This is a genomic window from Streptomyces sp. NPDC003635 (assembly GCF_053587635.1).
This window is the reverse complement of the sequence record NZ_JBSFOK010000035.1, coordinates 80,990-96,811: the sequence shown is the minus strand read 5'-3', so window position 1 is coordinate 96,811 and position 15,822 is coordinate 80,990. Positions and strand designations below refer to the sequence as shown.

The window sequence follows — 15,822 nt, the reverse complement described above, 5'->3', positions numbered from 1 at the left end:
TGTTTGGAGTGCCGAGTGGTAGTCGCCCGCTGTCGGGGGCGCGGGGGGGGGCCCGGCGGGGGGCCCGCCCCCGCCCCCACGGCAGGGGGTTCGCGGACGCTCGGGCCGCGGCGACGAGGGTTTCGCGGACGGTCAGGCTACGGCGGTGAGCCGCTTGGCCTTCCCCGTCCGGGCGTTGGCCACGGTGAGCAGGGTGAGCCCGAGCGCGGCCCAGCTCAGCAGCACGGCCAGAGGGCCGGCCGCTCCCGCGCCGTCGAAGAAGCTGGTCGACCGCAGCAGCGAGGCACCGGAGCCCGGAGGCAGCAACTGGCCCAGCGCGCCCCAGGGTTCGGGCAGCATCTCCGGCGCGGTCGACACGCCGGACAACGGGTTGCCCAGCAGCAGAACGGTGATGACGCCGAGTCCGATGCCCCGGTGGCCCAGTGCCGTGCCCAGTCCGGCCATGGTGACGACGATGGCGAACACGATCAGGCCCACCGCCGACGCCTCGGCCAGGTAGCCGCCGTCGAAGGCGCCGATCCAGCCGTGCACGACCCCCGTGGTGCACAGCCCCGCGGCCACCGCGAAGGTCGCGGCCGCCACCAGCCGGTTGCGCAGGCCGGTGACCTTCAGGGCGATCAGGATGCCGCCGATCATGCCGGTGAGGACCAGGGGCAGCAGCGAGGAGGCGAAGGCAGCGCCCCGCGGGTCCTTCTCCGGGGCGGCCCGGACGTCGTCGACGGCGACCGGCTTGCCGCTCTGCTCCTCGATCTCCCCGGCGATCTGGGTGAAGGCGGCGGTGACCGCGGCGCTCGCCGCCGAGGAGACCAGCACCTTGGGTCCGGCGGGGTCGGCGACGATCGCCGCGTACGCGTCGCGGTCGAGGATGGCCTCCCGGGCGGCCTTCTCGTCCGCGAGGACGGTCGTGTCGAACGCGCCCGGCTTGGCCTTCTCCATGTGGTCCTCGACGGCTGCCACGGCCTGGCCCTGCCCGGCGAGCACCACCGGGACGTCATGGGGGGCCGACCTCGCGTTGGGCCATGCGAAGGCGATGACGACGACCAGCTGGACGACGGCGAGCGCGCAGGCGATGACGACGGCGAGTTTGAGACCGGACGGGCCGTGGCCGTGCCGCGCGCCCGCGCCGCCGTCCCCGTTCCCGGGACGAGCGCCGGGCTCCGGCCCGGAGGTGCCGTCGCCGGTGGAGAGAGGTGCGTAGGGGGCCATGGTTTCCTCCAGGGAATCGGGAATCTCCGCAGTGCGAAGGGAGAGGTGGGGGTGGCGGTGAGTGCCGCGAGACGCTGCTCCGACTACCGCCGCCCTCGCCTCGTCCAGCACACCGGGAAGGGCAGGCGTTCGGCGTCGGGGCCGAACCCCAAGCTTTGGGGTGGGGCCCCCAGGGCTCGGGGTCTGGCAGCGCTGCCTCCGCGAGGTGCACCGGCGGGAGAGCGCGGGCGGCGTCGGTTCGGGAGGGATGTTCGGCGCGGTGCCGGCCGAGGTCAGTAGTTCGCGATCGAGGGCGCCCACGCGGCGCGCGGCAGGTCGTGGACGCCGGGCGGATGTGCGGCGCCGTCGGTGTGCGTCCAGCCGACGGCCGAGACCATCAGGGCGGCCGTCAGGTCGAACGAGTTGAGGCTGTCGCCGTCACCGGCGGCGAGGTTGACGAGGTGGCCGGCGGAGACGAGCAGGATCTCGCCGCCGAAGGGACGGTGGCTGGTGATGTGGGGCAGGAGCTCGGTGCCGGGGCCGAGCGCGTCGAGCGCGATCTCGGTCGGGGAGTGGCCCGCGTTGAGCAGGAAGCAGCCACCGGTCAGCAGAGGAAGGACGTTCTCGCAGATGACCCGGTCCCGGCCGGTGGCGGTGACCAGGATGTCCGCGCGTGCCGCCAGGGCATCCACGGTGCCGGTCTCGTAGCCCTCGTACTCGGCGATCAGGCGCCGGTCGGCGGATTCCTCCGCGACGAGCACGCGGGCGCCCAGGGAGGTGGCGGCGCGCGCGAGGCCGGACCCGACCTCGCCGTAACCGACGATCACCACCACGCTGCCGTGCAGCGTGAGGTTGGTGCGGCTCATGAACGCCTGCCAGGTGCTGATCCCGACGGCGTACCGGTTGTGGACGTTGTTCTTCAGCGGGACGCGGTCCAGGTCGAAGACCGGATGCCGCAGCTCCAGGCCGCGCAGGCGGGTGATGCCGGTACGGGTAACCTCGATGGCCGCTCGAAGTCCGTCGTATCCGCCTGCCGTGGCCGCCGCGCTGAGCTCGGCGCCCATTTCGAGGGCGTGCGTGGGGCCCCACTCCAGACAGGCCTCGGCCGCCGACCCGGCCGCGGGGTCCGCCGTGTCGAAGACCCGCATTCCACGGGCCAGGTGTTCGGCCACGTCGGCCCTGGTGGTGGCGGCGTTCACGGGTACTACGGCGACCTGCGCCCCGGCCGAGGCGAAGGCCTCGAGGAACACGGCGGCCTTGATGTCGAGGTGCACGGAGGCCGCGAGCCGCATGCCGTCCAGATCGGGCAGTTGCGCGGCGGTGGCGGCGGTGAGCCACATCTGCCGCCGGCTCCACGCGTGCCGTTGGGGCAGAGGGACGCTTTGCCATGCCGAGGGATGTGTGGCCATCGGGGTGCTCCTGTGGGACCGCGGGATGTGCTGACGGCGGTGTCCGAAGGGGTCTGCGAACTCCTCGACCCCGGCGCCTTCCGTCCGTGGAATCCAACGTAGGGGCGGGGGAGTGGGAGCCGATCAGCAACTGTTACTCAACCTGGCGGCTCTCCGGTCGCTGTGTGCGGGCAGGTGATTGCCTGCGGCTTGTGGTGTGGCGTGGCGTGGCGTGCGGGGTGCGGACTCGGAGGACGCGATGCCTGGCGGCCGGTCGGCCGGCCCCGCCCGCGGCTTGCGGGTTTCGCGTCAGCCCCGCACCCCTCCCCGCACGGCCTGCATCCGCACCCACCCGGCGCGATATGCACCCCCCGCGCGGCAGGCACCCGCATCCCCGGCGTGGCAGGCACGCGCACCCTCCGGCGCGGCAGGCGCCCGCGCCGCATGGGCGCGCGGTGATGCCTTCCTGGGCCGCCCCGCTGGGATCAGGCGCAGAATGAGTGCATGCCCGGTGTTCTCCTGGAGCGTGACGCGGAGCTGGAGCGGTTGCGGGCCGCCGTGACAGGGGTGGCCTCGGGCGACTGCCGGCTGGTCGAGGTGGTGGGTCCCGCCGGGCTGGGCAAGACGCGGTTGCTCACGGCGGCGGGCGAGCTGGCCCAGGACGCCGGCCTGCGGGTGCTGTCCGCGCGGGGCTCCGAGCTGGAGCGGGAGTACGCCTTCGGACTCGTCCGCCAGCTGTTCGACCGGCTGTTGTTGACGGCCGCGGACAACGACCGCGAACGGTGGCTCTCAGGACCGGCGGCGACGGCGGGAGCCGCTCTGGGCTACCAAGGAGCCGTCGGATCCCCACCGGGCGAGTTCGCCTTGCTGAACTCGCTGTTCTGGCTGGTGTCGAACATCGCCCAGGACCGTCCGCTGGCCCTCCTCGTGGACGATCTGCACTGGGCTGACGAATCGTCGTTGCGCTTTCTGCTGTACCTGATGCCGCGCCTGACGGACCTGCCCCTCCTCGCCGTGGCGGCGCTGCGCCCGGACGAGCCCGGCGGACCCGCACATCTGCTGGACGTGCTCCTCGCCGACCAGCAGTGGGAGGAACTGCGTCTGTCGCCGCTGGGGACCGAGGCGGTGGCCGAGGCGCTGACCGCCCACTTCGGGCGTCCGCCCGCGATCGAGTTCACCGCCGCCTGCCATATTGCGACCGGGGGCAATCCGCTGCTGCTGGCCGAGGTGTCCCGGGCCGTGCGCGGCGAAGGGCTCGACCCCGACGCGGCGACCGCGCACCGGGTGGAACTGATCGGCTCGCGCGCGGTGTCCCGGCGGGTCGGGGTGGAACTGGGCCGGCTGTCCCCCCAGGCCGCCGCCCTCGCCAGAGCCGTCGCCGCGCTCGGCCCGGGGGCGACGGCGGAGCTGGCGGGAGCCGTTGCCGACGTGCCGATGAGCGACGTCTTCGGATGCCTGGCCCAGCTCCAGGCATCCCACCTGCTGCAGTCCTCCGAAGCGGGCGGGAACGACGCGGCATTCGCCCGCGGGGCACGGATGGAGTTCGTCCACCCCCTGGTGCGGGCGGCCGTCTACGAGTCGACGGCCGCTGTCGAACGCTCCCGGCTGCATCGCCGGGCCGCGTCGCGGCTCGCCGAAGCGGGCGTGCGGCCGGAGCAGATCGCCGCCCACCTGCTCCAGGTGCCCCCCGCCGGTGATCCCGGCGTCGTCACCGCGCTGCGCAGGGCCGCCGCCGACGCCGTACGCACCAGCGCTCCGGAGGCGGCGCTCGCCTATCTGCGCCGCGCCCTGGCCGAGCCGGTCGACTCCGTGCAGCAGCGCGTCGCCGTCCTCACCGAGGCGGGCGAGGCGGGCTTCCTGGCCGACGTGCGCTCCGCCGTCGAGTACCTGGACACCGCAGCCGAACTGGCCGGCGACCCGGTGGTCGCCGGCCGCCACGCCGGTATGCGCGAGATGGCGCGCCTGCTCGCCTTCCAGGACGCCGACCAGGCGGTGGCCCGTCTGACGCAGGCCATCGAGGCGCTGCCCGAGGAGGAGGACGACCTCAGGCGCGGCCTGGAGGCCACGATGATGGTCGTCGCGCTGTTCGCCACCGGATGGGACGGCGTCCTCGAGCGGGTGCCCCGGCTGCGGCTGCTGCCCGTGGCCGAATCTCCGGGGGCCCGCGCGCTCGACACGATGATCGCCGCCTACGACATGCACCGCTGCGACCCGGCGGCCGGTGACCGCGCACGCCGGGTGGCGGCCCGAGCGTCGGTCCGAGCCCAAGGCACCGATTCCGCGTTCATCCAGGTGGCGACGTCCATGTGCCTGCTCGCCGCCGACCTGGACGAGGGCCTGGGCGCCTGCGACGCGCTGCTGGCTCAGGCCCGGGCGACGGGATCCCTGCTGACGATCAGCGCGGCGCAGACCTACCGGGGCTGGGGCTGGCTGCTGCGGGGCGACCTCCAGGAGGCCGTGACCGATCTGCGCGACGCGCTGAAGACCGCGGTGGCCGTCAACGTGTCCATGACCCGGCCCACCACGCTGGCCTGGCTGGCCGAGGCCCTGGCCGAGCAGGGACGCGTGGAGGAGGCCGAACAGGTCCTGCGGCAACTGCCACCGGGCGAGCCGCTCAAGGACGTGGGCCCCTTCTACTACTCGCGCTACGCGCAGGCAGTCGTCCTGATGCAGCAGGGCCGTTACGAGGAAGCGCTGGCAGCCGCCGTGGAGGCGGGCCACCGCTACGGACTCTACGGGCGGTGCAACCCCGCGGTCCTGCCCTGGCGCTCACTCGCGGCGGTGGCGCTGCGCGCGCTGGGCCGCGAGGAGGAAGCCCGGGCGCAGGCGGCGGAGGAACTGCGTCTGGCCCGCGCCTGGGGCGCACCGCACGCTCTGGGCCGGGCCCTGCGCGTCACCGGCTTGGTCGCGCCCCGGGCGGAGGGCGCCGCGCCGCTGCGCGAGGCCGTCGACCTGCTGAGCGGCACCCCGGCGCGACTGGAGTACGCCAAGGCCCTGGTCGATCTTGGCGCCGAGGCGCGCCGCGGCAACTCCCGCGCCGAGGCACGCGAGTACCTCGCGCAGGGGCTGGATCTCGCCCACCGGTGCGCGGCCGCCCCGCTCGCCGAGCGGGCCCGGCACGAACTGCGTGCCGCGGGCGCGCGCCCGCGCACCTCGGCGGTGAGCGGGCCGGAGTCCCTGACGCCCAGCGAGGCGAGGGTGGCGGAGCTCGCGACCGGCGGTCTGACCAACCGGCAGATCGCGCAGGAGCTGTTCGTGACCCCCAAGACGGTGGAGGTCCACCTCTCGGCGGTGTACCGCAAGCTCGGCATCAGCCGGCGCAGCCAGCTGGCCGCGGCCCAGCAGGTCGGCTGACGGCCCCGCCGTCGCCCATGGCTTCCAGGAGGGACATGATGTACGACCCCTTCGTCCGCGGCCCGGCTCCCACGGGCGTGACCACCATCGACCTCGTCGACGAGTCCCGTGGGAGGCGCCGGCTGCGGGTGGAGATCTGGTATCCCGCTGCGTCGGGGCACCGGGGCCAGGACCTCTCGGAGGAGACCGCCGACCGGTACGTGGCCGCCCCCGGTCTGCCTCCGGCCGTACAGCACGCCGTGCGCGGTGCCGCCGCGGCGTCCGGCCGCTTCCCGCTGGTGGTGTACTGCCACGGAGCGTGGGGGCATCGCCGCAACGCCTCGCATCTGTGCACCCATCTGGCCGGCCACGGGTATGTGGTGGCCGCGCCCGACTTCGCGGGGGACACGGCCGAGGATCTCCAGGCGGCCGTCGCGGACGCCGGTGGCGGAGCTCTGGACCTGGACGCGCGGCTGCCGCGGACCATCCGTGACCGGCCCGCGGACGTGTGCTTCGTCGTGGACGGTCTGCTGGCCAGGAGGGAACCGGGTGCGCCCGCCGCCCTGATCGATCCGGACCGCGTCGGCACCTGTGGCATCTCGTTGGGGGGCTGGACCGCGCTGAAGGTCAACGAGCGGGACGACCGGATCGGCGCCGTCCTCGCCGTGGCCGTCCCCACCGGCACGCGCGGCCGGCTCCCGCAGTCTCCGCTGCTGGGATCGCTGCTCGAGCCGACGGCCTGGCAGCGGCAGGTGCCGGCCTTCGTTCTGGCCGGTGGGCAGGACGCCGTCATCGCGGTGGAGGACCTGCGCGACCTCCATCGCGAACTCGCCGTACCCAAACAGTTCGCCGTTCTGGCCGGGGCGGGCCATGTGCATTTCAACGACAATGCCGAGGAGATGCACGAATCAGCCCGTGAGCAGTGGCTGAGCGGCCAGATGCGGATCGCCGGTATGGACTTGGTCGCCCTGGCGGAGGCGTCGCGGCCCTTCTCGCAGCTCTGCCCCGCCGCACACGGTGGCGACACGCTGCGTGCCCTGTGCACCAGCCACATGGACACGCACCTCAAGGGCGATGGCGAGGCCAGGCGCTTTCTGACCGGCGACCTGCGCGGCTCCTTCGCGGCCCGGGGCATCACGCTGGACACCAGGGTGTGAGGACACCCGAGAGGCCCGACCATAATGGGCGCATGGCTGGTGTCCTGCTGGACCGGGACGAGGACGTGGCGCTGCTGCGGCAGGGTGTGAGTGACGCACTGGCGGGCGCGCACGGCTTCCTCGCGATCTCGGCACCGGCCGGCATGGGCAAGACGCGGCTGCTGAGGGAAGCCGGGACCCTTGCCCGCGAGGCGGGCCTGAGGGTGCTCACGGCCAGAGGGTCGGAACTGGAACGCGAGTACGCGCTCGGGCTCGTACGCCAGCTGTACGAGCCGTTGCTGCACTCCGCCGCTCCGGGCGACCGGCAGCGGTGGCTCGCGGACGCGGCGCAGCCGGCCGGGGCGCTCCTGGCCGTGTCCGGCGCTCAGCCCGACGAGAGTGCTCAGCTGGGTGAATTCGCCGTCCTCCACGGGCTGTTCTGGCTCACCTCCAACCTCAGCCAGGACGCTCCGGTCGCCTTGGTCGTCGATGACCTGCACTGGGCCGACGAGGCGTCCCTGCGGTTCCTCGCCTATCTGCTGCCGCGTCTGTCCGATCTGAGGATCCTGCTGGTCACGGCGTTGCGCCCGGACGAGCCCGGGGCCGCCCGGCACCTGATCGACCTGTTGCTCTCCGACCAGGAGTGCACGCATCTGCACCCGACGCCGCTCAGCGAGTCGGCGGCGGGCCGTGCCCTGGCGGCCTGGTTCGGCCAGGAACCCGAACCGGCCTTCGCCGCCGCGTGCCACGAGGCCACCGGCGGCAACCCCCTGCTTCTCGCCGAACTCTCCCGCGCCCTGGTCGCCGAGGGTCTGCCACCCACCGCGGACACCGTGCCCCAGGTCGAGGATCTCGGCTCCCGCGCGCTGCAACGCCGGGTGGCACGCGAACTCGGGCGCCTGAACGCGGAGGCGGCGCGCCTGGCCCAGGCGGTGGCCGTACTCGGTCGGCGGGCACACCCGGCCCACGCGGCGCGGCTCGCCGGACTCGACCCACAGGACCTGGGCCGCCACCTGGCCGACCTGTACAGCGCTCACTTGCTGTCACCGCCGCAGCGGGCCGAACCCACCGAGCACCTCGACTTCGTCCACCCCCTGGTCCGTGCCACCGTCTACCGCACCACTCCTTTCGCCCGGCGCGCCGACTTCCACGCGCAGGCGGCGGCCCTGCTGACCGCGGCCGGAGGCCGGCCGGAGCAGGCCGCCGAGCATCTGCTGTACGTCCCTCCCGCCCACGCCCCTCAGATCGTGACCGCGCTGCGCGACGCCGCCCGGCAGGCGCTCGCCACCGGGGCGGCCGAGGCCGCCCTCACCTACCTGCGTCGAGCCTTGGAGGAGCCGCCGCCCCAGCAGGAGCGCATCGCCCTGCTCACCGAGGCGGGCACGGCCGCCTTCCTCACCGACCTGCCCGCCGCGAAGCGCTACCTGGACGAGGCCGCGGAACTCGCCGAGGATCCCCGTGTGCGGGCGCAGTTGGCGACCATCCGAGAACTCGTCCACCTGCTGGGGATGCAGGATCCCGCCCACGCCGTCGCGGGGGTGCGCGAGGCGCTGGCGGGCCTGCCCGCCGAGGACGACGACCTGCGCCGGAGCCTGGAGGCGATCCTGCTGGCCGTGCCCCTGGTCACCCCCGGCTGGACTGACCTGCTCGAAGGGCTGCCCCGGCTGAGGGCACTGTCCCCGAGCGAGACCATGGGCTCCCTCGCCCTCGACTCCATGATCGCCATCTGTGACGCCTACGCCGGTGATCCGCGGTGCGTGGCGATCTCCCGCCGGGTCGTGGCCGATCCCCGGGTACGGCAGGCGGCGGCGGGGGGCGCGTTCTTCTTCATGAACGCGGCCTTCCCGCTGGTGGTGCACGATCCCGACGAGGGCAGGGCGGCCTGCGAGGCGCTGGTCGCAAACGCCCGTGCCACCGGTTCCCTGCTGTCCCTGTCCACCCTCCAGGGATGCAGAGGGCTCGCCTGGCTCCAGCGCGGGGACCTCGCGGAGGCCGCCGACGACCTCAAGGAGGCGCTCAGCCTGGCGGTGACGGCCCACACTCCCGTCCAGCAGTACGCGGTCACCGCGTGGCTCGCCCAGACACTGCTCGAACAGGGGCTGCCCGCGCGGGCCGCGGCCGTCGTCGAGCAGGCTCTGGATCCCGCCCAGGACAGCGAGCACAGGGCGTACGGCTTCCTGCTGTATGCCCATGCCGCGGTCCTGCACGCGACCGGCAACCACGAGGCGGCGCTCAAGGCGGTCCTCGACGCCGGTGCGGACTTCACCGGCAGCGGCGGACAGAACCCGGCCATCCTCCCGTGGCGTTCGCTCGCCGCTTCGTGCCTGCACGCACTGGGCCGTACCGAGGAAGGACTCACGCACGCGCGGCACGAGCTCGACCAGGCACGCGGATGGGCGTCGCCCGGGGCCGAGGGAAGGGCGCTGCGGACCGTCGGCCTGCTCACCCCGGGAGGCCGGGGGATCGAGCTGCTCCGGGAAGCCGAGCGGCTCCTGCGTCCGTCCTCGGCACGGCTCGAACACGCCAAGACGCTGGTGGCGCTCGGAGCGGCCGTCCGCCGCTCCAATCAGCGAGCAGAGGCCCGCACTTTGCTCGGGGAGGCGATGGAACTGGCCCACCGATGCGGTGCCCCGCTCCTGGTCGAACACGCCCGCACCGAACTGCGCGCCGCCGGCGCCCGCCCCCGTACGCCCCGGCAGAGCGGCCCCGAAGCCCTGACCCCCAGCGAGACGAGAGTGGCGCAGCTGGCGGCCACCGGGCTGACGAACCGGCAGATCGCCCAGCAGTTGTTCGTCACGGCGAAGACGGTGGAGGTGCATCTGTCCGCCGCGTACCGCAAGTTGGGCATCAACCACCGCAGTCAGCTCGCCACCGCAGGCCTCGCGGCACAGTGACGGGGCGCTCCCGCACGAAGGAGTACCCATCACTCTCGGCTGCTGACACAACGTCAAGAACACTCGAACCGCACCGTAGGAGCGATTCGTGGAAGGACGTGTTCATGACTGCGCTGCGAGGCCGAGCCCGCAGGCGTGGAGGCCGTGTGATCGTCGGCGTGGCGAGCGCCGCGCTGATGATGACGACGGTCCCCGCACTGACCCATGCGACCGAGACGGACGGACCGCTCGCCCCCGGCAGGGCCGTCGGCACAGAGGCAGGAGGCCGGGGCTGGGTGGAGGAGTCCTTCTTCGCCGAAGTACCCCAGGACGGCGTGTTCGAGACCCACCGAGGTGACCTGCCGTTGGCGCTCTTTCCCGAGGGGATCGCCAAGTTCACCGAGCCGCGCCTGCACAACGCCTTCGCGCTGGGCGGAAAACTCCGCGACAAGACCGGTGAAGTGGTCGGTTTCTCCACCGAGATCGAGGAAGTCCTCCCGGAGACCGACTTCGAGTCGGGGAAACTGCTCACCCACACCGTCTGGACGCTGTTCCTCCCGGGCAGAGGAACTCTCGTCCTCGATCAGATCGAGGACTCCTCAGCGGTGGCCACTAAGGTGTTCAAGCCCGCCTTCGACAGTGGCCGACCGTGGACCGGCACCTTGCGCGCCGTGACCACGGCAGGACCGCGCAAGGACGGCAAGGGCGTCATCCTGGGCGGCACAGGGGAGTTCGGGGGAGCCCGCGGCACCGGCATCGAGATCGCCGACCTGCGGAGCTTCGACCCGGTGACCGGTACGCTCGAAGGCACCTTCGAACTCCGTTTCCGCTACCAGCGGCCCGCCGGACGCTGACTCTGCGCGTGAGAGTGTGTGGGGGCCCACACAGTGGGCCCCCACACCTGCGATCAGGCCGGGGTCGAGGTCACCATCAGGTCGAAGGCGAACGCGTCACCGCATGTCAACGGCACGGTTTCACCAAGGAGTACGACCGTGACGGTGGCCGAGAGCTGCTGGTTCGTGCCCCTGGAGACGACGTTCCAGCCCGGCTCACGGGAGACGTCGTGAACGTGGGTCGGCTCTCCCACGAGGTGGTAGTCCCCGGTGATCGAGGCAGTGCCCACGGAGCCTCCCTCTTCGCCGAGTCGCTCGATCGGCACCTCGGCGGCGACCGTGCCGTTCTCGAACAGCGTCGCGGGGTTGCTGCCGCCACCGTAGTTCCCGTCGGGTCCCTCGACGGAGACGGCGACGAAGTTCCCGTAATGGGAGTTGCCGTAGAGCTCCACGGCGACGGACCGGTCCCCGGCCTGCCCGTAGCAGGCCAGGACGTGGCCCGCCTGCACGGTGTTGACCGCGCCGGAGCCGCTTTCGGCCGCCTGCGCCGGCAGGACCGCAAACCCTGCGCTGATCGCCGCACATCCCGCGATGGCGGCCATCCGTCTCAACTGCTTCAAGTTCTCTCCCGAGTGCTTCGCATGATCACGTCCAGTGGGCGTGTCTGCCGAATTGGACACTCAGTCGCGCGTTCTGAAAAGGGTAATGACTACTCCACGGCCCGCCGACTTCCGTGCGGTTGCTGCCAGTCGGCCTTGGCAGGCTCCTGGGAGGGCGTTACCGGTGATTTCACGGATTCGGCGAGACCTGGCGCCGCGTTGGATGGCATGGAATCGAGCGTCGCCCGAGCGGCTGCGTGGGCGGCGCGGATGACGAACAGCTCCGGAGGACGATCACGCATGACCGAGAAAATGGTTGACGTCGGCGAGGTGCAACTGTGGACGGAGGCTTTCGGAGATCCGGCGGACCCCGCACTCCTCATGATCATGGGTGCGTCCGCCCCGGTGATCCACTACGAGGAGCGGTTCTGCCAGGATCTGGCCTCCCGGGGGCACTACGTGATCCGCTTCGACCAGCGGGACATAGGCAAGTCCACGCCCGTCGACTGGGAGCAACACCCCTACGACTGCCGGGACCTGGCCCGGGACGCCGTAGCCGTTCTGGACGCCTACGGCATCGACTCCGCGCACGTCTTGGGCGCATCGATGGGCGGCTTGATCGGTCAGTTCCTGGCCCTGGACCACCGGCACCGGGTGCGATCCGCCACGCTGATGTCGACGTCGTCCGCACTCCCCTTCGTCCTGTCGGCGCTGGCCGGTGAGCCTTCGCGGTTCGACCCGCCGCCGTTCCCCTCCTTCCTCGACGGCCTCCGGGCTCTGGGAGAGGACCTGGCCGCCAACCCCCCGACCACTCGGGACGAGGTCATCGACGCACAGTTCAGGTCCTTCCTGCTGTGCGCCGGATCCGTCCGCGACGAGGCGCGCCTGCGTGAACTGACCGTCGAGGGATACGACCGGGCGGTCGTGCCCGGCCGTCCCGACCACCACCCCCTGGCGGTCGGTGCCTCGGGCGACGACCTGGCACCCCGGCTCAGGGAACTCGACCTGCCGGTCCTGGTCATCCACGGCAGCGAGGATCCGCTCGTGCCCGTGGAGCACGGCCGCCGCCTCGCCGACACCATCCCGGGCGCCGAACTGCTCGTTCTGGAGGGTTACGGCCACCTCGCACCGAGCCGAGAGGTGTGGACCCAGGTCTCCGACGCGATCGCGGAACTCACCGGCAAGGTGTAGCCGATCGAGGCGGGGCACGATGCTCGAAGGCACTCGCCGCGAGCATCGTGTCGGGTGCCGGCCAAGTCCCGGAGAAAACAAAGCCACGAGTGGACCCGGGCGAACACCGCCCGGGTCCACTCGCGTGGGCGCGTCGTGGCCGACGCGGTCGGCCGGGGGGCCGGGGGCCGGGGCATTCCTCGGTGGGGCCCGACGTACGGAAGTGCGCGTGGGCCGTGCGACTCCGCACCGGGGAGGGCCCCGTCGTACCACCACGTCCGCGAGCACCGCCGTCTTCGGAGGCGGTCCGGTCCACGCCTGGACCGGTGCCGGTCCCAAGGCCGTGAGGGTGGCCATGCGCTCCGAGCCCAGCTCGGCCCTACGGCGGGCTCCCGCTGGTCGCCGAGCACGACAAGGAGGCCGTGGGGCATGTTGCCTTCCAGGCCATCAGACTTCCGCGGTACGAGTCGTGGACGACGGGGACGCCGGTCTGTGCCGAGCCGTTCCGGCGGTATGACGCAGTCGGCCCCCGTGACCCCGCCGCATGCCGCCGATCACTCCGTGTGGCCCGTCGCGGCAACGGCTATGCCGAGACCGATCATCGTGCAGCCTCCGACGCCCCCGATGGCCGCGAGTCGGCGGGGTGAGCGGGCGAACCAGTCCCGGGCTGTCGCCGCGGCAAGTCCCCACAGGCTGTCGAACACCACCGCCATGAGGTTGAAGACCAGGCCGAGCAGCAGCATTTGGGCCATGACGCTCCCGCCGTGCCGGTCGACGAACTGAGGGAGCACGGCGGCGAAGAAGACGATGGTCTTGGGGTTGGACACCCCGACGACGAACCCTTCCCACAGCGTGCGCAGCCCACCGCCCTGGCCCCGGTGCTCCTTGAAGGCGGGGTGCGGAGCGCGCCGGGCGCGCAGTGCCTTGACTCCCAGGTACACCAGATAGGCGGCCCCGGCCAGCTTCAGTGACATGAAGACCACGGCTGACCGCTCCACGATCGAGCCGATCCCGCACGCCACGGCCACCACCAGGACGTACGCGCCGAGGGTGTTGCCCAGCACGGTGGTCAGGGCGGCACGGCGCCCCTGCGCCAGCGCGCGTCCGATGACGAACAGCACGCTGGGGCCGGGGATCACGATCAGCAGAAAGGACATGGCCGTGAAGGCGAGGAACCGGTCAGTGGAAACCATGCGGTCACGGGAACACTTCTTCGCCGTCCCGCTCAACCTTCAGGGGCCAGGTTGAGTAGCGATTACCCAACACCTCAGGACGTGAGGGGCGCGAGTACCTGGTTGTGGGTGTGCTGGTAGATCACGGACGTACGAAAGCCGACGACTTCCCGGCGTGCGGTGAACTTGTCCATGAGGAAGCCGTGGAGGTGGTCCACGCTCGGTGCGGAGACGTGCACGATCATGTCGTCGCCGCCGGTGACGACGTAGACGGTGCTGACTTCGGGCAGACCGGCGGCGTAGGTCTTGAACGCCTCGATCACCGCCCGGCTCAGGGGGCGGATCTGGAAATGGATGAGTGCCTGGACGTGGCGGTTGAGGGCGGCCGGGTCGACCGCCGCGTGGTAGCCCGTGATCACCCCGCGGGCGCGCAGTGCGCGGATGCGTTCGAGACAGGTCGACGGCGCGATGCCGAGGGTACGCGCGAGGTGGCGGTTGGTCTGCCGCGCATCACGCTGCAGATGCTGGATGATCGCCGAATCAAGTTCGTCCATGCCGCGATTATGGCCCCCGTGCCGAATTCCATTCGGCTGACGCTTCCAGCCTCCGTCGAAACGGCTAGCTTCACGGCATGACAGCCGTACTTCAGGAAGCCCTCGCCCCCAACGTCCCTTGTCCGTCGCACGAGTTGGTGCAGGTCGTGCGCGGCCGCCGTAGCGGCCTGGCCCTCACCATCGCGATCCACTCGACCGCTCTCGGCCCGGCCGCCGGCGGATGCCGGATCGCTCACTACCCCGACCCCGCCACCGCGATCGAGGACGCGCTGCGGTTGTCGGTGGCGATGACCGAGAAGAACGCGCTGGCCGGCCTGGACCACGGCGGCGCCAAGACGGTCGTAGCCCTGCCCACCGCGGCCCGGCCGACCGGCGCGGAGCGAACGGCGTTGCTCCACGACCTCGGCGACGCGATCGACTCGCTCGGCGGTCGCTACATCGCGGGCCCGGACGTGGGAAGCAGCCCGGTCGACATGTCGGTGATCGGTGAACGCACCGCGCACGTGTGCTGTCGGCCCGTCGAGGACGGCGGCAGCGGCGACTCCTCCCAGCACACCGCGATCGGCACCCTGGCGGCCCTGTGCGCGGTGGCCGAGGAGGCCTTCGGCTCGCCGGAGCTCGCCGGCCGGAGCGTCGGGGTGATCGGCCTCGGGGCGGTCGGCGGCCACGTGGCCCGGCTCCTGCACCGGGCCGGCGCGCGGCTCGTCGTGACCGACATCGACCCGGCAGCCCGCGGCCTGGCCGAGGAACTGGGCGCGACCTGGACGGATCCGGGCCAGGCCCTCGCGGCGGAGGTCGACATCCTCGTGCCTGCGGCGCTCGGTGGCCTGCTGACCGCCCGCACGGTGCCGTCGCTGCGTTGCGCCGCCGTCGCGGGACCGGCCAACAACCAGCTCGACGAACCGGCCACGGCCGGTCTCCTCGCCGCACGCGGCATCCTCTGGGCACCGGACGTGCTCGTCAGCGCGGGCGGAGTCATCCACGCCACGGGTGCGGAACTGCGGCGGGAATCCGAGGAACAGCTGACCGAGCGGCTGCACGGCATCGCCTCGACGCTGCGGCAGGTCTTCCGCACGGCCCGCGCCCGCCGCGTCACGCCTGCGGAGGCCGCCGCGGAACTCGCCGCCCGACGAGTGCGTCAGGGGTCCCACCGCGCGCTGACCCAGGAGGCCTGACGATGGCGAACCGCTGGGCCGGAGTGACCATCGACTGCGTCGAGGTCGAACGGGTCGCGAACTTCTGGAGCGCACTGCTGGACCGCCCGCGTGTGCCGTCCCGGCCCGGCTGGGTCTACCTCGACCGTGCCGACGACCCGCTGCCCCGCCTCAACTTCCAGCCCGTGGCCACGCCGAGGCAGGGCAAGGCGCGCCTGCACCTGGACGTCGTGGTTGACGACATCGACGAGGGCATCGCCCAAGTCGTCGCCCTGGGCGGGCGGTTCACGAATGAGCGGCACGACTTCGACGAGGGCGTGGTCGTGGTGATGGCTGACCCCGAAGAGCACGAGTTCTGCCTGGTCCAGTACTACTGACCGGGCGTGCCTCCCCGTCCGCCTGCGCAGCCCTACGCTCCCGAGGGG

The 15,822-nt window shown here is 72.3% G+C and carries 12 protein-coding genes; 7 read left to right on the top strand and 5 right to left on the bottom strand.

The window, feature by feature from the left end:
- Positions 1-132: 132 nt before the first annotated feature.
- On the bottom strand, positions 133-1,206 hold the full coding sequence (locus ACWDRW_RS28260) for an ABC transporter permease (RefSeq protein ID WP_451727320.1): 1,074 nt from the start codon (positions 1,204-1,206) through the stop codon (positions 133-135).
- A 272-nt stretch (positions 1,207-1,478) separates the two neighbouring features.
- Positions 1,479-2,525 (bottom strand): NAD(P)-dependent oxidoreductase, encoded by a 1,047-nt coding sequence (locus ACWDRW_RS28255; RefSeq protein ID WP_451727317.1) that lies wholly within the window; start codon positions 2,523-2,525, stop codon positions 1,479-1,481.
- A gap of 552 nt (positions 2,526-3,077) precedes the next feature.
- On the opposite strand from ACWDRW_RS28255, the gene ACWDRW_RS28250 reads away from it, so the two are divergent.
- The 4 genes from ACWDRW_RS28250 to ACWDRW_RS28235 all read left to right on the top strand — a co-directional run bounded on the left by ACWDRW_RS28250 (position 3,078) and on the right by ACWDRW_RS28235 (position 10,769).
- The gene (locus ACWDRW_RS28250) at positions 3,078-5,927 is read left to right on the top strand and encodes a helix-turn-helix transcriptional regulator (RefSeq protein ID WP_451727315.1); all 2,850 of its coding nucleotides are present in this window, start codon (positions 3,078-3,080) and stop codon (positions 5,925-5,927) included.
- A gap of 35 nt (positions 5,928-5,962) precedes the next feature.
- Positions 5,963-7,063, top strand: coding sequence for an alpha/beta hydrolase family protein (locus ACWDRW_RS28245; protein WP_451727312.1), 1,101 nt, complete (start codon positions 5,963-5,965; stop codon positions 7,061-7,063).
- 32 nt (positions 7,064-7,095) lie between these two features.
- Positions 7,096-9,936, top strand: coding sequence for an ATP-binding protein (locus tag ACWDRW_RS28240; protein WP_451727309.1), 2,841 nt, complete (start codon positions 7,096-7,098; stop codon positions 9,934-9,936).
- Positions 9,937-10,040: 104 nt separating this feature from the next.
- Positions 10,041-10,769, top strand: coding sequence for a hypothetical protein (locus tag ACWDRW_RS28235; RefSeq protein ID WP_451727306.1), 729 nt, complete (start codon positions 10,041-10,043; stop codon positions 10,767-10,769).
- Positions 10,770-10,822: 53 nt separating this feature from the next.
- Here the strand turns inward: ACWDRW_RS28235 and ACWDRW_RS28230 are convergent, their stop codons facing one another.
- Positions 10,823-11,368: a hypothetical protein gene (locus ACWDRW_RS28230; protein ID WP_451727304.1), complete on the bottom strand. Its 546-nt coding sequence runs from the start codon at positions 11,366-11,368 to the stop codon at positions 10,823-10,825.
- Positions 11,369-11,647: 279 nt separating this feature from the next.
- Here ACWDRW_RS28230 and ACWDRW_RS28225 point away from each other — a divergent pair, with 279 nt between their 5' ends.
- Positions 11,648-12,538, top strand: coding sequence for an alpha/beta fold hydrolase (locus ACWDRW_RS28225; protein ID WP_451727302.1), 891 nt, complete (start codon positions 11,648-11,650; stop codon positions 12,536-12,538).
- Between the two features lie 533 nt (positions 12,539-13,071).
- Here the strand turns inward: ACWDRW_RS28225 and ACWDRW_RS28220 are convergent.
- Complete coding sequence (locus ACWDRW_RS28220; RefSeq protein WP_451727299.1) at positions 13,072-13,710, bottom strand: LysE family translocator; 639 nt, start codon at positions 13,708-13,710, stop codon at positions 13,072-13,074.
- Between the two features lie 74 nt (positions 13,711-13,784).
- Positions 13,785-14,243: an Lrp/AsnC family transcriptional regulator gene (locus ACWDRW_RS28215; RefSeq protein ID WP_451727296.1), complete on the bottom strand. Its 459-nt coding sequence runs from the start codon at positions 14,241-14,243 to the stop codon at positions 13,785-13,787.
- A gap of 77 nt (positions 14,244-14,320) precedes the next feature.
- Between ACWDRW_RS28215 and ACWDRW_RS28210 the strand changes: the two genes are divergently transcribed.
- Both ACWDRW_RS28210 and ACWDRW_RS28205 read left to right on the top strand, forming a co-directional pair.
- Positions 14,321-15,418: a Glu/Leu/Phe/Val dehydrogenase dimerization domain-containing protein gene (locus ACWDRW_RS28210; protein WP_451727293.1), complete on the top strand. Its 1,098-nt coding sequence runs from the start codon at positions 14,321-14,323 to the stop codon at positions 15,416-15,418.
- 2 nt (positions 15,419-15,420) lie between these two features.
- Complete coding sequence (locus ACWDRW_RS28205) at positions 15,421-15,774, top strand: VOC family protein (RefSeq protein ID WP_451727290.1); 354 nt, start codon at positions 15,421-15,423, stop codon at positions 15,772-15,774.
- Positions 15,775-15,822: the final 48 nt, after the last annotated feature.

Bases quoted from the DNA above. Each gene is read 5' to 3' on its own strand.
- ACWDRW_RS28260 (WP_451727320.1), bottom strand. From the start codon at position 1,206: ATGGCCCCCTACGCACCTCTCTCCACCGGCGACGGCACCTCCGGGCCG.
- ACWDRW_RS28250 (WP_451727315.1), top strand. From the start codon at position 3,078: ATGCCCGGTGTTCTCCTGGAGCGTGACGCGGAGCTGGAGCGGTTGCGG.
- ACWDRW_RS28240 (WP_451727309.1), top strand. From the start codon at position 7,096: ATGGCTGGTGTCCTGCTGGACCGGGACGAGGACGTGGCGCTGCTGCGG.
- ACWDRW_RS28225 (WP_451727302.1), top strand. From the start codon at position 11,648: ATGACCGAGAAAATGGTTGACGTCGGCGAGGTGCAACTGTGGACGGAG.
- ACWDRW_RS28235 (WP_451727306.1), top strand. From the start codon at position 10,041: ATGACTGCGCTGCGAGGCCGAGCCCGCAGGCGTGGAGGCCGTGTGATC.
- ACWDRW_RS28215 (WP_451727296.1), bottom strand. From the start codon at position 14,243: ATGGACGAACTTGATTCGGCGATCATCCAGCATCTGCAGCGTGATGCG.
- ACWDRW_RS28255 (WP_451727317.1), bottom strand. From the start codon at position 2,525: ATGTGGCTCACCGCCGCCACCGCCGCGCAACTGCCCGATCTGGACGGC.
- ACWDRW_RS28205 (WP_451727290.1), top strand. From the start codon at position 15,421: ATGGCGAACCGCTGGGCCGGAGTGACCATCGACTGCGTCGAGGTCGAA.
- ACWDRW_RS28210 (WP_451727293.1), top strand. From the start codon at position 14,321: ATGACAGCCGTACTTCAGGAAGCCCTCGCCCCCAACGTCCCTTGTCCG.
- ACWDRW_RS28220 (WP_451727299.1), bottom strand. From the start codon at position 13,710: ATGGTTTCCACTGACCGGTTCCTCGCCTTCACGGCCATGTCCTTTCTG.
- ACWDRW_RS28245 (WP_451727312.1), top strand. From the start codon at position 5,963: ATGATGTACGACCCCTTCGTCCGCGGCCCGGCTCCCACGGGCGTGACC.